The 306-nt window shown below is 35.6% G+C and carries 1 pseudogene; it reads left to right on the top strand.

Annotation, left to right across the window (positions count from 1 at the left end):
- A pseudogene (locus FUA24_RS24830) lies at window positions 1-306 on the top strand (NrfD/PsrC family molybdoenzyme membrane anchor subunit); the annotation flags it as partial.

Below are 306 nucleotides of genomic sequence, written 5' to 3'. Positions count from 1 at the left end.
ATTAATTTCTGCAGTACTATTACTTTTCCGTCAAAAATGGAGAATGGCAATTAACCGTTCGGCAGAAGCAATGACAATTTTCTCTGTTGTTCAAGCTGGATTATTTCCAATTATTCACATGGGTCGTCCATGGTTAGGATATTGGGTTCTGCCAATACCAAACCAATTTGGTTCTCTTTGGGTAAACTTTAACTCACCATTACTTTGGGATGTATTTGCAATTTCTACATATTTATCTGTATCATTAGTTTTCTGGTGGACAGGTTTATTACCAGATTTTGCAATGATTCGTGATAGAGCTGTAAA

The organism is Seonamhaeicola marinus (genome assembly GCF_008085455.1).
Note: the sequence above shows the minus strand (reverse complement) of the source record. Positions and strands in the feature narration are given on the sequence as shown.